This is a genomic window from Salipiger sp., assembly GCF_048261495.1.
GTDB lineage: Bacteria > Pseudomonadota > Alphaproteobacteria > Rhodobacterales > Rhodobacteraceae > Salipiger.
Genome location: NZ_JBLXFX010000001.1, coordinates 638,568 through 652,963 on the forward strand (window position 1 = coordinate 638,568; position 14,396 = coordinate 652,963).

Consider the following 14,396-nt stretch of genomic DNA (forward strand, 5'->3'; position numbering starts at 1 on the left):
GAGAGTCCGCCGCGGCGCGGGCGGGGTCAAGCCCCCGCGCGGGGCGGCAGGGCCCCCGCCACCAAGATCAACCGCGCAGTTGAATATGCCCGAGGGGCCGCGACCGGCCCGACCTGCGGCAATGCGCGCAGTCCGGCGCCCGCGTCAGACAATCAAAACGCAACAAAAACAATAAGATACCAGGCGGCGCGCCGCCGTTCACCACTTCTTGACTCACGCGGCCATGCCGCATAGCAACATCGCGAAACTCCGAGTGGGGCAAAACGGTGAGCGATCCCGATCCGAAGCGGCAGATGGACGCGCTGGAGGCAAAGATCGCGGCGGCGAAAGCTGCCCGGGAAAGCGACCGCGCGCACCAGGAGGAGCATTATTCCCAGGCCAACATCGCCTGGCGGATGGTGACGGAAATGGTGGCCGGTCTGGGGATCGGCTTCGGCATCGGCTACGGGCTCGACATGGTGCTGGGCACCGCGCCCTGGCTCATGGTGCTGTTCACATTGCTGGGCGTCGCGGCAGGCATCAACGTGATGCTGCGCACCGCGAAAGAGGTCCAGAAGACACAGGCGGCGGCGACCGCCACGGACGAGAAGAGGGAACGCGATGGCGACGGAAGCAGCTGAAGGCGCAGCGCACGGGGCAGAAGCGGCGGGTCACGCCGCGGAAGGCGGCAGCGCGCTCGCCTTTCACCCGATGGATCAGTTCATGGTCAAGCCGCTGTTCGGCCATGGCGACGTGGGCATGTTCACCATCACCAACGCCACGCTGTGGATGGTCGTCGCGATCCTCGCGATCATCGGCCTGATGGTGCTCGGCACCTCGCGCCGCGCCGTGATCCCCTCGCGGTCGCAATCCATCGCGGAACTGGCCTACGGCTTCGTCTACAAGATGGTCGAGGACGTGACCGGCAAGGACGGTCTCAAGTACTTCCCCTATATCATGACGCTGTTCCTGTTCATCGTCTTCGCCAACTTCCTCGGCCTGCTGCCGATGGCCTTCACTCCGACCGCGCATTTCTCGGTCACGGTGGTGCTGGCGCTGGCGGTCTTCCTGACCGTCACGATCCTCGGCTTCGTCAAGAACGGTGTCAGCTTCCTCGGACTGTTCTGGGTGTCGAGCGCGCCGCTCGCCCTGCGCCCGGTGCTGGCGCTGATCGAACTGATCTCGTACTTCGTGCGCCCGGTCAGCCACTCCATTCGTCTTGCGGGCAACATGATGGCCGGCCACGCGGTGATCAAGGTCTTCGCGGGCTTCGCCGCCATCGCCGCGGTGTCGCCGATCTCGATCCTCGCCATCACCGCGATGTACGGGCTCGAAATCCTCGTAGCCTTCATCCAGGCCTACGTCTTCACCATCCTGACCTGCGTCTACCTCAAGGACGCGCTGCATCCGCATCACTGATCGACGCCGGGCGTCCCGCCCGGCCGACCCCGCACACCTGAAATCGACCAACTTCCAATCGTAAGGAGAATTCTCATGGAAGGTAACCTCGCACACATCGGCGCAGGCCTCGCAGCAATCGGTTCCGGCGCAGCCGCAATCGGTGTGGGCAACGTCGCCGGCAACTTCCTCGCCGGCGCCCTGCGCAACCCCTCCGCGGCTGCCTCGCAGACCGCAACGCTCTTCATCGGCATCGCATTCGCGGAAGCGCTGGGCATCTTCGCCTTCCTCGTCTCGCTGCTGCTGATGTTCGCCGTCTAAGCCGCGGAACCCACGATCCTTACGCGCGGGCGGCACGGTCCCTGACCGGCCGCCCGATGTAGAGACCAAAGTTCCGACGGAGAACGACATGGCGACAGAACCCATCATGGAAGACCTGGCCGGCGTCTGCGTCGACAGCCACGGCTCCGCCATCGGGATGCCGCAGCTTTGCGGCGAATGGATCCCGAACCAGGTTTTCTGGCTGGTCATCACGCTGCTGGTGATCTTCTTCGTGCTGTCGCGCGTCGCACTGCCGCGGATCGCATCGGTCCTGGCCGAGCGTCAGGGCACGATCACCAACGACATCACCGCTGCCGAAGACCTCAAGCGTCAGGCCCAGCTGGCCGAGCAGGCCTATGAAAAGGCCCTCGCGGATGCCCGCGCCGAGGCGCAGGCCATCGCGCAGCAGACCCGTGACGACATCAAGGCGCAGCTGGCCGAGGCAATTGCCGACGCCGACGTGCAGATCTCTGCCAAGGCGGCGGAATCCGAAGCGGCGATCGCCGAAATCCGGGCCTCCGCGCTGGAAAGCATCGAACTCGTGGCCAAGGACACCGCCGCTGCCATCGTCACCGCCCTCGGCGGTACGGCGGATCAGGGCGCGGTCGACGCGGCCGTCGACAGCCGGCTGAAAGGGTGAACGACATGCGCAAGCTGATGATCCCGAGCGCCCTCGGCGCCACCCTGGCCTCCCCGGCGCTTGCCGCCTCCGGGCCGTTCTTCTCGCTGCACAACACCGACTTCGTGGTGCTGCTGGCCTTCCTGCTGTTCCTTGTGGTGCTGGTGTACTTCAAGGTGCCCTCGACCCTGGGCAAGCTGCTGGACAAGCGCGCCGAAGGCATCCGCGACGAGCTGAACGAAGCCCGCCAGCTTCGCGAGGAGGCCCAGTCGCTGCTGGCGTCCTACGAGCGCAAGCAGCGCGAGGTGCAGGAGCAGGCGGCCCGCATCGTCGCACAGGCCCGGCAGGAGGCCGAAACGGCCGCCGCGCAGGCCCGCGAGGACCTGAAGCAGACCATCGCGCGCCGCCTTGCCGGTGCCGAGGACCAGATCGCCTCCGCCCGTGCCGCCGCCGTGCGCGACGTGCGCGACCGTGCCGCGGTGATCGCCGTCTCGGCCGCCCGCGAGGTCATCGCCAAGCAGATGTCCCCCGCGGACCGCGACCGTCTCATCGACGACGCGATCTCGACCGTGGGTGCCAAGCTGCACTGACGGCGCAGGACGCGACAGACAGCATGGCCCGGCCGAAAGGTCGGGCCTTTGCTTTTCGGCCGGGGGGTGACGCGCGCGGGACTCAGTTCGCGGGCAAATGCGCGACGACCTCTTGCCGTCCATCCCCCGCCTGCGCATAAGCGGAAAAAAGCCGTAGCCAGAGGGGCCCAACGTGGCACACATCATAGTTGTCGGGAACGAGAAGGGCGGGGCAGGCAAGTCCACCGTCTCCATGCACGTTGCAACCGCGCTGTCCCGCATGGGCCATCGGGTCGGGGCGCTGGATCTCGACCTCCGCCAGCGCACCCTCGGCCGCTACAGCAACAACCGCGCCGCCTATCTCCAGTCCGAAGGGCTGGAACTGCCGAGCCCGGTCTACATGGAACTCCCCGAAGCCGATCCCGCCAGCCTCGCGCCCGGCGAGAACGCCTTCGATCACCGCCTGTCCAAGGCCGTGGCCGAGCTCGAAGCGCAGTCCGATTTCATCCTGATCGACTGCCCGGGCTCCCATACCCGGCTCAGCCAGGTGGCGCATTCGCTGGCCGACACGCTCATCACGCCGCTCAACGACAGCTTCATCGACTTCGACCTGCTCGCCCATATCGACAGCGACGGCGACAAGATCCTCGGCCCCTCGGTCTATTCCGAGATGGTCTGGAACGCCCGCCAGCTCCGCGCCCAGGCCGGTCTCCAGCCCATCGACTGGGTGGTGCTGCGCAACCGCCTCGGCGCGCAGCAGATGATCAACAAGATGAAGATGGAGAACGCGCTCGAGCGCCTCTCCAAGCGCATCGGCTTCCGCATCGCCCCCGGCTTTTCCGAACGCGTGATCTTCCGCGAACTGTTCCCGCGCGGGCTGACCCTGCTCGACCTCAAGGATGTCGGGGTCAAGCAGCTCAACATCTCCAACGTCGCCGCCCGCCAGGAACTCCGGGACCTCATCAAGGAGCTGAAGCTCCCCGGTGTCACCCCCTCCTTCTGATCGCGGTTAACGCCCGATTAACCACGATGTGGTTGGCTCGGGCGCATGACCCGCGCGCTGCCCCTCTGCCTGCTGCTGCTGACCGCCTGCGACATGGCCGGGCCGGGGTTTCGCGGTGTCCCCGCCGTGCAGCGGGAGGTCGAGGGCTCCACCTTCACCATCCGCGTCAAGGACGACATGGCCGAGGTGATCCGCACCAGCATGGAATTCCCCGCCCGCTTCGACCCGATCTCGGCCCGCGCGCAAAAGGCGGTGTTTCTCGAAACCGGCTGCCGGCCGGACTGGGTCACCGGCGATCCCGCGATGATGGTCATGGGTTTGTCCTGCAACGGCGCGCCGGCTCCGAAACAGCCGCGCAAACGCTCCATCGCCTGCGAGATCTTCGATGCGCAGTATTCCCCGACGCTCGGCGGCAGCGCCGCGCTGGAATGCACCGAATACTAGTGCACCGCGGCCGCGACGGGCTTTTCGTAGAACAGGCTCGAGGTGTTGGGCTCGTAGCGCCCGAACGGCCCCCGCCGGGCAAAGCCGTGCCGCTCGTAGAGCGCCACCGCCGCCGCCAGCTTGTCGCCCGTCTCAAGGCGCAGCAGGGGGATTCCCTCGCCCGCCGCGACCCCTTCGAGATGGACCAGAAGCCGCCGCGCCACACCGATGCCGCGCGCCTCCGGCGGGACGAACATGGATTTCACCTCCGCGTAGCCATCCTGCCGGGCCAGCGCGGCGCAGCCCAGCAGCACGCCGTCCTCCTCCGCGCCGAACAGGGTGATCGCGGGATCGCACAGCGCCTCGATGTCGAGAAAGAAATTCTCCTCCGGCGGAAAGAGAACCTCCATCAGCGCGTGGCTTTCGCGCAGCAGCGCCGCGGCGCGTGCGTCGCGCGGTGAAACGGGTACGATTCTGAGCGCCATGGTGTGCCCCCCTGCGTTCGGTTGGAAAAGGAAAAGCCCAACGGAGGCTTACGTCAAGCATCCTTTAGGATCACTTATCATCAATATCTTGTGGATAATGAGCGGCGCCTCGCCATATACGCCCCAAAGCGTTTGACTCGGCGGTCTCCCGCCCGTCAAAATCGCCAAAAGAGCGGAATCAGGACAGGCAAGTGCGGTTTTCACGTCTCAGACTGACGGGCTTCAAGAGCTTTGTCGACCCCACCGATCTCGTGATCGCCGAGGGGCTGACGGGCGTGGTCGGTCCCAATGGCTGCGGCAAGTCCAACCTGCTCGAGGCGCTGCGCTGGGTCATGGGCGAAACCCGGGCCAAGGCGATGCGCGGCGCCGGGATGGAGGACGTGATCTTTGCCGGGGCCTCCTCGCGCCCCGCCCGCAATTTTGCCGAGGTCTGCCTCACCATCGACAATTCCGACCGCGTCGCGCCCGCCGGGTTCAACGACAGCGACCAGATCGAGATCGTGCGCCGCATCACCCGCGACGTCGGCTCGGCCTACAAGGCCAACGGCAAGGACACCCGCGCCCGCGACGTGCAGATGCTCTTTGCCGATGCCTCCACCGGCTCCACCTCTCCGGCGCTGGTCCGGCAGGGGCAGATTGCCGAGCTCATCAATGCCAAGCCCAAGAACCGCCGCCGCATTCTCGAAGAGGCGGCGGGGATTTCCGGCCTCTACCAGCGTCGCCACGAGGCGGAGCTGAAGCTCAACGCCGCCGAATCGAACCTCCTGCGGGTCGATGACGTGGTCGAACAGCTGGCCACCCAGCTTGCCCAGCTCGAACGGCAGGCCCGGCAGGCCGCCCGTTACCGCGCCATCGGCGAGGATCTGCGCCGCTCCGAGGGCATGCTTCTGTTCCGCCGCTGGAAGGAGGCGGACGAGGCCCGCCTCGCCGCCGAGGCGACGCTGCGCGACCGGGTCGCCGCCGCCGCCCGCGCCGAAGCCGAGGCACGCGCCACCGCGACCCGCCGCGAGGGCTTCGATGCCGCGCTGCCCCCCCTGCGCGAGGAAGAGGCCATCGCCGCCGCCATCCTGCAACGGCTGGTGGTGCAGCGCGACGCCCTGACCGAGCAGGAGCAGCGCGCCGCCGAAACCATCGCCACCCTGACCCGCCGCATCGACCAGCTTGTCCGCGACATGGAGCGCGAGACCGGCCTCAACCGCGATGCGGGCGAAACCATCGACCGGCTGGAGTGGGAGGCCCGCGAACTCGCCAGGGCCGGCGAAGGCCATGACGACCGGCTTTCCGAAGCCGCGGAAATGGCGCGGGAGTCGGCCTCGATCCTGCAGACCCGCGAGGCCGATCTCGCCCAGTACACCGAGGACATGGCCCGCCTCGCCGCGCGTCACCAGTCCGCGCACCGCTTCCTGTCGGATGTGCGCCGCACCCTCGAACGCCACGAGAGCGAGGCGCTGAAGGCGCGCGAGACGGTCGCCGGGTGCAAGGCCACCCTCGAAGGCGCGGCCGAAACCATGCAGGAGGCGCAGGAGCGCGCCGAATACGCCGCCGACATGGCCGAGCGGGCCGAACATCTCCTGACCTCCGCCGACGAGGCGCGCGCCGAGGCGCAGTCGCTCGAAGCCGAGGCGCGCGGCGAACGCTCGGAGGCCGAGGGCGAGTTCAACGCCCTGCGCGCCGAGGTGACCGCGCTGGCCCGCCTGCTCGACCGCGACACCGCCGAGGGCGGGCAGATCCTCGACCGGATGCAGGTGGAGCAGGGGTTCGAAAAGGCGCTCGGCGCGGCCCTGGCCGACGATCTCCGCGCGCCCGAGGTCGATGCCGACGGCCCCTCCGGCTGGACGATCCTGCCGCCCTACGACGCCCGCCAGCCGCTGCCCGAGGGGGTGACGGCGCTGACCCGTCACGTCTCCGTCCCCGAGGTGCTGGAGCGCCGGATGAGCCAGATCGGCCTTGTCGGCGCCGATGACGGTGCGCGGCTGCAACCCTTTCTCAAGCCCGGTCAACGATTGGTAAGTCTGGAGGGCGATCTCTGGCGCTGGGACGGTTACCGCGCCTGGGCCGAGGATGCCCCCTCCGCCGCGGCGCTGCGGCTGGAACAACTGAACCGGCTCGAAGCGCTGAAACAGGAAATGGCCCGCGCCGAGGCGCAGGTCGACGGGATGCGCAACGCCCACGAGGCGCTGGTCGCCCGGCTTGCGGACCTGACCCGCGCCGACCGGGAGGCGCGCGATGCCCGCCGCCAGGCCGACCAGGGATTGAACGAGGCGACCCGCGCGATGAACCGCGCCGAGGCGGATCGCAACATGGCCGAGGGCAAGCTGGAGGCGGCCGAACTGGCCGTGCGGCGCCACGAGGATGAGGCGACCTCGGCCCGCAAGCAGGTGCTCGAGGCCGAGCGCGCGGTGGCGGAACTGGGCGATCTGGAAACCGCCCGCGCCGAGGTCGAGGACCTCAAGATGACGGTGGAGGCGGCCCGGATGACCATGATGTCCCGCCGCTCCGCCCATGACGAGCTTCGCCGCGAGGGGGATGCCCGCAAGACCCGAGCCCAGACCGTGACCAAGGAGCTGTCGGGCTGGCGGCACCGGCTGGAGACCGCGGAGAAGCGCAGCGCCGAACTGATGGAGCGCAAGGCCGCGACCGAGGACGAGCTGGCCGATGCCGCGACCGCCCCGGAGGAACTGGCGGCCCGGCGCGACGAGCTTGGCCATGCCATCGCCGAGGGCGAGGCCCGCAAGGCCGCCGCCGCCGATGCCCTGTCCACGGCCGAAGGGGCCCTGCGCGACGCCATCGGCGCCGAGCGCGACGCGGAGCGGGCGGCTTCGGAGGCGCGCGAGGGACGCGCCCGCGCCGAGGCCCGAGTCGAGGCCGCGCGCGAGACGGTGGACCATGCCGCCGGGCGCATCGAGGAGGAGCAGGAGACCACCCCCTCCAAGCTGCTGGAGCGGCTCGGGGCCGACCCCGAAACCATGCCCGCCTCGGACGAGATCGAGACCGAGGTGAACCGCCTCAAGCGCCAGCGCGACGCGCTCGGCGCGGTGAACCTCAGGGCCGAGGAGGACGCCCGCGAGGTGCAGGGCGAATACGACGCGCTGGTGACGGAAAAGGCCGACCTCGAGGAGGCGATCAAGACCCTGCGCTCGGGCATCGCCTCGCTCAACCGGGAGGGCCGGGAACGGCTGCTGACCGCCTTCGAGCAGGTGAACAGCAATTTCCGCCTGCTCTTCACCCACCTCTTCAACGGGGGCGAGGCGAACCTCGTGATGGTCGAGAGCGACGACCCGCTGGAGGCCGGGCTGGAGATCATGTGCCAGCCGCCGGGCAAGAAGCTGTCGACCCTCAGCCTGCTGTCCGGGGGGGAACAGACCCTCACCGCGATGGCGCTGATCTTTGCGGTCTTCCTGGCCAACCCCGCCCCGATCTGCGTGCTGGACGAGGTCGACGCGCCGCTGGACGATGCCAACGTGACCCGCTTCTGCGACCTGCTGGACGAGATGTGCCGCCGCACCGATACGCGGTTCCTGATCATCACCCACCACGCGGTCACCATGTCCCGGATGGACCGCCTGTTCGGGGTGACCATGCAGGAGCAGGGGGTGTCGCAGCTGGTGTCGGTGGACCTCAAGAAGGCCGAGCGGCTGGTGGCCTGAGGTTTCGCGGCGAAACCTCCTTTGTTAACAGTGACTTAATTCGAGAAACGGACTCCCCCTTCGGACGGCAACGCCCGCGGAGGGGGCCGAATCGGCGTCGTTCGGACAAGAGGAAGGGCGCGCCGGTGCCCGGGGGGGGGCGGAGGCCGTCCCGGAAGGCCGCACTGGCGGAGGCGCGCGCGGGCGGGTAGAGCTTTGCCATGCGCCTGTTCCTGCTCACATCCCTGACGATGCTTGCCTTTGCGGCCAATTCCATCCTGAACCGCGCCGCGCTGAGCAGCGGCGGGATCGGGCCGGAGGCCTTCGGGACGATCCGGCTCTGGTCCGGGGCGATCGTGCTGATGGCGCTGGCGCTCATCAAGGGGCGCGGCGATGCGATGCGCGGGCCGGGGCGGATTGCCGGGGTCGGCGGGCTGTTGCTGTATATCTACGGGTTTTCCGCCGCTTACGTGGCGCTCGACGCGGGGCTGGGGGCGCTGATCCTGTTCGGCACGGTGCAGGTCACGATGTTCGCGGGGGCCATCGCGGCCGGCGAGCGGCCCGGCCCGGCGCGCTGGCTGGGGGCGGTGCTGGCCTTCGGCGGGCTGGCCTGGCTGCTCTGGCCGGGAGACGAGACGGCGCCGAGCCTCTGGCACGGCGGGCTGATGGCGGCGGCCGGGTTCGGCTGGGGCGCCTATTCGCTTGCCGGGCGGCGGGCGCGGGACCCGCTGGCCTCGACCGCGGCGAATTTCGTCATGGCGGCGCCGCTCGGCCTGCTGCTGGGCGCGGTGATGCTGCCGGGGTCGAACATGACCCTGTCCGGGGGCGGCATCGTGCTGGCGGTGGTGTCCGGGGCGATCACCTCGGGGCTGGGCTATGCGCTGTGGTATTCGGTGCTGCCGCGCCTGCCGGGCACGGTGGCGGCGGTGGCGCAGCTGACGGTGCCGGTGATCGCCGCCGGGGGCGGAGCGGCGCTGCTGGCCGAAGCGCCGTCGCCGCGGTTCCTGTTCGCCGCGCTGGTGGTGCTGGGCGGCGTGGCGGTGTCGGTCCTGCCGATGCGGCGGGGCTGAGCGCGCCCTGCGGGCCGCGGGGCGGCCCGGCGCGAGCGGGAGCGGGTGGAGGCCGGAGCCCCCACCGCGCGGGATCTCATTGCGTCCAGCGAACCTGCGTCAGGTCGGTGGCCTGCGTCGGCATGTTGGTCCACAGACCCGTCAGCCGCGCATCCGCGATGGTCGGAAAGGCGAGCTGGAAGAGGTAGACGTTGACGAAATCCGCCGCGATAATCTCCTGCGCCTCGGCGACAAGACCGGACCGGGTTTCCGGGTCGGTGGTGGCGGTGAGCGTGGTCATAAGCTCCTGAAAGGCCGGGTTGTCGTACTGGAAATAGTAGTCCGGCCGGGCATAGATGCCGATGTCGAAGGGTTCGGTATGGGAGACGATGGTCATCCCGAAATCCTTGCCCTTGAACACCTCTTCGAGCCACTGGGCCCATTCGAGGTTGGTGATCTGCGCGTCGATCCCCACGGCGCGCAGCTGGGCGGCGATGATCTCGCCTCCGCGGCGGGCATAGGAGGGGGGCGGCAGTTTCAGCGTCGTGGTGAAGCCGTCGGGCATCCCGGCATCGGCGAGCAGCTGGCGGGCCTTTTCCGGGTCGTGGGCCGACAGGCCGGTGAGGTCGACGTAATCGGGATTGTGCGGGGCGAAATGCGTGCCGATGGGCGTGCCGAGCCCGAACATCGCGCCGTCGATGACCGCCTGCCGGTCGACGGCATGGGCCACCGCCTCGCGCACCTTCACGTCGTCGAAGGGGGGCTGCTTGTTGTTCATGGCGAGGATGGTCTCGCCCTCGGTCGAGCCCTTGAGCACCTGGAAGCGGGGGTCCGCTTCGAACTGCGGCAGGTTCTCGGGGGCGGGGAAGCCGGCGAAGGCGTCGATGTCCTGCGCCATCATCGCGGCGAAGGCGGCGGTCGGATCGGCGATGAAGCGGAAGGTGGCCTTGGTGAGCGCGGGCCTGGTGCCCCAGTAGCCGTCGTATTGCGACAGTTCGATCCGGTCGCCCTGCACCCAGCGGTCGAACCTGAACGGGCCGGTGCCGATCGGGGTCTGCGCGATTCCCTCGATGCTTTCGGGCGCGACGATCACCGCATCGCCCCAGGCAAGGTTGAACAGCAGGGTGCCGTCGGGCGCGCCGAGGGTGACGGTCACGGTCTGCGGATCGGTCACGGTCACGTCGGTGATGCCGGTGAACAGCGCCTTCTGCGCGTTCTGGCTGTCGTCGGCGCGGGCGCGGTCGAGGGTGAATTTCACGTCCTCCGCATCCATCGTGGTGCCGTCGTGGAAGGTCACGCCGGGGGCGAGGTGGAAGGTGTAGGTGGTGCCGTCTTCGGAAATCTCCCAGCTGCGGGCGAGGCCGGGCAGGACGGAGCCGTCCTCGGCGAATTTCGTAAGGCCTTCGAACACGTTGGTGTAGAGCACGCTGTCGATGGCCCCGGCGGCATTGGCGGTGGGATCGAGGTTCGGCGGTTCGAGCTGAAGGGCGACGGTGATGTCGGTCTGCTGGGCGAGGGCGGCGCTGGAGGACAGCATCAGCGCGGCGAGGCCGGCACGAAGGCGGGTCATGGGTCTTCTCCTGTCGGGGCGGTGCTTTGCGCGAGTGTGGGGCGAAGTGAGGGCAGCTTTCAAGCGCAACCGCCCGGGATGTTGGCGGTATCAGGCTGGAACGGCGGGGGCGGGGCTGATAGACGGCGCAGGCCATTGGCTGCGAGAGGAGGCGCCCGTGAGCGCGACTGCAAGAAAGACGGCCCCGATGCCGGAGGATATCCGCGCCCGCAAGGGCGGTGTGCCGCTGGTGAGTCTGACCGCCTACACCACCCCGATGGCGCAGTTCATGGATGCGCATTGCGATTTCGTCCTGGTGGGTGATTCGGTCGGGATGGTGCTGCACGGTCTGCCCTCGACCCTCGGCGTGACGATGGAGATGATGATCCTGCACGGCCAGGCGGTGCGGCGCGGGTTGTCGCGCGCGATGATGGTGGTCGACATGCCGTTCGGCTCCTACGAGGCGGGGCCGGAGGAGGCGTTCCGCAACGCCGCCCGGCTGATGTCGGAGACCGGCGCGGGCGCGGTGAAGCTGGAGGGCGGCGTCGCGATGGCGCCGACCATCGCCTTCCTGGTGGCGCGGGGCGTGCCGGTGATGGCCCATGTCGGGCTGACGCCGCAGTCGATCAACACGCTCGGCGGCTACAAGGTGCAGGGCCGGGGCGACGCGGCCGCGGCGCTGATGGCGGATGCGCGGGCGGTGACATCGGCCGGGGCCTTTGCCGTGGTGCTGGAAAAGGTGCCGGCGGCGCTCGCGGACCGGGTGACGGCGGAGGTGGCGATCCCGACCATCGGGATCGGCGCCTCGGCGGGCTGCGACGGGCAGATCCTGGTGGTGGACGACATGCTGGGGCTGTTCACCGCGTTCCGCCCGAAGTTCGTGAAGCGCTACGCGACGCTGGGCGAGCAGGCGGAGGCGGCGGTGGCGGCCTATGCCGAGGAGGTGCGGGCGCGGGCGTTCCCCGGGCCGGAGCACGTGTTCGCCGAGACGGCAGGGGGCAAGTCATGACCGAGATCCTGCGCACCAGGGCGGCGCTGCGCGCGCGGGTGACCGGCTGGAAGCGGGCCGGCGAAGTGGTGGGCGTGGTGCCGACCATGGGGGCGCTGCATGCGGGGCACCTGAGCCTCGTCACCGCGGCGAAGGCCGGGTGCGACCGGGTGATCGTGACGATCTTCGTCAACCCCAAGCAGTTCAACAGCGCTTCGGACCTGGAGAAGTACCCCCGGACCGAGGAGGCGGATGCGGAGAAGGTCGCGCCCTACGGTGTCGACGTGATCTATGCGCCGGGCCCGGAGGAGATCTATCCCGAGGGTTTTGCGACCTCGGTATCGGTGAGCGGGCTGACCGAGGGGCTGTGCGGGGCGTTCAGGCCGGGGCATTTCGACGGGGTGACCACGGTGGTCCCCAAGCTGTTCCTGCAGACCGGGGCGGACAAGGCCTATTTCGGCGAGAAGGATTACCAGCAGTTGCAGGTTGTCACGCGGATGGCGGCGGATCTGGACATCCCGGTGGAGATCGTGCCCTGCGCCACGGTGCGCGAGGCGGACGGGCTGGCGCTGTCGTCGCGCAACGTGATGCTGCCCGCCGACACCCGCCGGGGCGCGGCGGAGCTTTACGCCGTGCTGAGCGAGGTCGCGGCGGCGCTGAGCGGCGGGGCGGTGCTGGACGAGCTCTCGGGCGCGGCCGAGGCGCGGCTGATCGCGGCGGGTTTCGAAAAGGTGGAATACCTCGACCTGCGCGCGGTGGGCACGCTGGCGCCGATGCAGCGGGCGGACGGCCCGGCGCGGCTGCTGGTGGCGGCCTGGCTGGGCGGCGTGCGGCTGATCGACAACGTGGCGGTGGGCTGAGGGGCCGCTGCCGGAGGCCGCCCCGCCCGCCCACCCGCGGCCTCCGGCAGCGGCGTCTGCCACCCCGGCGCGGCGCGGGCCGGGGTGGTTCGGGTGCGTATTTGCAACAAGAAGAAGGGCGGGGGCGGCGCGCTGCGCCGGAGCCGGGACGCCGTGAGCCGGGACGCGGTGGCCCGGACCCCCTGGCGAGACCTCCTTGGACGGGACCCTGCCGCCGGGGCGTCAGGGCAGCAGCAAGGTTTCCAGGCTGCGGCCCATGACGGCGGCGGAATCCAGCATGTCGGTGACCGAGATCCATTCGTCGGGCTTGTGGGCCAGTTCCAGCACGCCCGGCCCGTAGGCGATGCAGTTCCGGAGCTTGCCGATGCGGTCGATGTGTTTCTGGTCGTAGCTGCCCGGCGAGGCGACATAGGTCGGCTCCTGCCCCAGCACGTCGCGGATGGCGCGGGCGACGGTGGTCACCACCGGGGCCTCGCGGTCGGTCATCGAGGGGATGACCCGGTTCAGTTCGCGGATCTCGTAGTCGAAATTCTCGCGCCGCGCCTTGAGGTCGTCGAGCAGGGCGACGACTTCGTCGCGCACGCCGTCGGCGGTTTCCTCGATCAGGAAGCGGCGGTCGATGGTGATGCGGCAGCTGTCGGGCACGCAATGGGCGGGCAGGCCGTCGAAATCCGGCGGATTCTCGGGCTGGCCGCCGTGGATGGCGTTGATGTTCATGGTGGACTGCCGCGCGCCGTCGGGCACCACCGGCATTTCGGTGCGCCGCGAGGCCATGGCGGGAAAGAGCCGCTCTTCGAAGGCGGCGAGCACGGCGCCCATGTGGCGCACCGCGCAATCGCCGAGGAAGGGCATGGAACCGTGGGCGATTTCGCCCTTGGTCTCGATCTCGGCCCACCAGCCGCCGCGGTGGCCGAGGCAGATGCGGTCCTTGTCCAGCGGTTCGGGGATGATGACGTGCTGCACCCGCTCGGGCGCGAACCAGCCTTCGCGGGCGAGATGCGCCACCCCGCCGTAGCCGCCGGATTCCTCGTCCGCCGTGGCGCTGATCTCGATCGCGCCGGCGAAATCGGTGTGGGTTTCGAGAAAGGCTTCGGCGGCGAGGATCGAGGCGGCGAGCCCGCCCTTCATGTCGCAGGCACCGCGGCCGTAGATCCGGTCATCCTCGAGCGCGCCGCCGAAGGGGTCGCGGGTCCAGCCCTGGCCGACCTCGACCACGTCGTGATGCGAGTTGAAATGCACGCAGTCGCCGGGGCGCGGGCCCTCGCGGCGGGCGACGAGGTTCCAGCGCGGGTAGCGGTCGCTGTCGCCGGGGGCGCCGGTCGCCCGCACGAAGGTGCAGTCGAAGCCGCGCGGGGCGAGGCGGCGTTCGACCAGTTCGCAGATGTCGCGGTAGTGCTGGCCGGGCGGGTTCAGCGTGGGAATGCGGATCAGGTCCCGGGTCAGCGCGATCAGATCGTCGCGCTTGTCGTGCAGGCGGTGGGTCAGGGTATCGCTCATGCCGGTACTGTTCCCCCGAACGGGCGCGGG

The 14,396-nt window shown here is 69.3% G+C and carries 14 protein-coding genes; 11 read left to right on the forward strand and 3 right to left on the reverse strand.

Annotated elements, in window-relative coordinates; genetic code table 11:
* Positions 1 to 266: 266 nt before the first annotated feature.
* From ACN0RJ_RS02995 to ACN0RJ_RS03025, 7 genes are all read left to right on the forward strand, one after another.
* Positions 267 to 620 (forward strand): AtpZ/AtpI family protein, encoded by a 354-nt coding sequence (locus ACN0RJ_RS02995; protein ID WP_417718422.1) that lies wholly within the window; start codon positions 267 to 269, stop codon positions 618 to 620.
* A complete protein-coding gene (locus ACN0RJ_RS03000; protein WP_417718421.1) occupies positions 601 to 1,398 on the forward strand; it encodes a F0F1 ATP synthase subunit A in 798 nt (265 codons plus the stop codon). Before ACN0RJ_RS02995 ends, ACN0RJ_RS03000 begins: the two co-directional genes overlap by 20 nt.
* A gap of 75 nt (positions 1,399 to 1,473) precedes the next feature.
* Positions 1,474 to 1,698 (forward strand): F0F1 ATP synthase subunit C, encoded by a 225-nt coding sequence (locus tag ACN0RJ_RS03005; RefSeq protein WP_417718420.1) that lies wholly within the window; start codon positions 1,474 to 1,476, stop codon positions 1,696 to 1,698.
* 88 nt (positions 1,699 to 1,786) lie between these two features.
* Positions 1,787 to 2,338, forward strand: a complete 552-nt coding sequence (locus tag ACN0RJ_RS03010; protein ID WP_417718419.1) for a F0F1 ATP synthase subunit B' — start codon at positions 1,787 to 1,789, stop codon at positions 2,336 to 2,338.
* Between the two features lie 5 nt (positions 2,339 to 2,343).
* Complete coding sequence (locus ACN0RJ_RS03015; protein WP_417718418.1) at positions 2,344 to 2,907, forward strand: F0F1 ATP synthase subunit B; 564 nt, start codon at positions 2,344 to 2,346, stop codon at positions 2,905 to 2,907.
* 172 nt (positions 2,908 to 3,079) lie between these two features.
* A complete protein-coding gene (locus tag ACN0RJ_RS03020) occupies positions 3,080 to 3,889 on the forward strand; it encodes a division plane positioning ATPase MipZ (RefSeq protein WP_417718417.1) in 810 nt (269 codons plus the stop codon).
* A 45-nt stretch (positions 3,890 to 3,934) separates the two neighbouring features.
* Positions 3,935 to 4,333, forward strand: coding sequence for a hypothetical protein (locus tag ACN0RJ_RS03025; RefSeq protein ID WP_417718416.1), 399 nt, complete (start codon positions 3,935 to 3,937; stop codon positions 4,331 to 4,333).
* On the opposite strand, the gene ACN0RJ_RS03030 is transcribed toward ACN0RJ_RS03025, so the two are convergent.
* Complete coding sequence (locus ACN0RJ_RS03030) at positions 4,330 to 4,797, reverse strand: GNAT family N-acetyltransferase (RefSeq protein ID WP_417718415.1); 468 nt, start codon at positions 4,795 to 4,797, stop codon at positions 4,330 to 4,332. The genes ACN0RJ_RS03025 and ACN0RJ_RS03030 overlap by 4 nt on opposite strands.
* Positions 4,798 to 4,988: 191 nt before the next feature.
* Here ACN0RJ_RS03030 and smc point away from each other — a divergent pair, with 191 nt between their 5' ends.
* Positions 4,989 to 8,444 (forward strand): chromosome segregation protein SMC, encoded by a 3,456-nt coding sequence (gene smc / locus ACN0RJ_RS03035; RefSeq protein ID WP_417723366.1) that lies wholly within the window; start codon positions 4,989 to 4,991, stop codon positions 8,442 to 8,444.
* 200 nt (positions 8,445 to 8,644) lie between these two features.
* Positions 8,645 to 9,493: a DMT family transporter gene (locus ACN0RJ_RS03040; RefSeq protein WP_417718413.1), complete on the forward strand. Its 849-nt coding sequence runs from the start codon at positions 8,645 to 8,647 to the stop codon at positions 9,491 to 9,493.
* A 76-nt stretch (positions 9,494 to 9,569) separates the two neighbouring features.
* On the opposite strand, the gene ACN0RJ_RS03045 is transcribed toward ACN0RJ_RS03040, so the two are convergent.
* A complete protein-coding gene (locus tag ACN0RJ_RS03045; RefSeq protein WP_417723367.1) occupies positions 9,570 to 11,042 on the reverse strand; it encodes an ABC transporter substrate-binding protein in 1,473 nt (490 codons plus the stop codon).
* Between the two features lie 157 nt (positions 11,043 to 11,199).
* On the opposite strand from ACN0RJ_RS03045, the gene panB reads away from it, so the two are divergent.
* Together panB and panC are read left to right on the forward strand one after the other, a co-directional pair.
* Positions 11,200 to 12,030, forward strand: a complete 831-nt coding sequence (gene panB / locus ACN0RJ_RS03050; protein WP_417723368.1) for a 3-methyl-2-oxobutanoate hydroxymethyltransferase — start codon at positions 11,200 to 11,202, stop codon at positions 12,028 to 12,030.
* The gene (gene panC, locus ACN0RJ_RS03055; protein WP_417718410.1) at positions 12,027 to 12,869 is read left to right on the forward strand and encodes a pantoate--beta-alanine ligase; all 843 of its coding nucleotides are present in this window, start codon (positions 12,027 to 12,029) and stop codon (positions 12,867 to 12,869) included. The genes panB and panC overlap by 4 nt, the downstream gene beginning before the upstream one ends.
* 222 nt (positions 12,870 to 13,091) lie before the next feature.
* Here panC and ACN0RJ_RS03060 read toward each other — a convergent pair whose 3' ends face one another.
* Positions 13,092 to 14,366: an acetylornithine deacetylase/succinyl-diaminopimelate desuccinylase family protein gene (locus ACN0RJ_RS03060; protein ID WP_417723369.1), complete on the reverse strand. Its 1,275-nt coding sequence runs from the start codon at positions 14,364 to 14,366 to the stop codon at positions 13,092 to 13,094.
* Between the last annotated feature and the right edge of the window lie 30 nt (positions 14,367 to 14,396).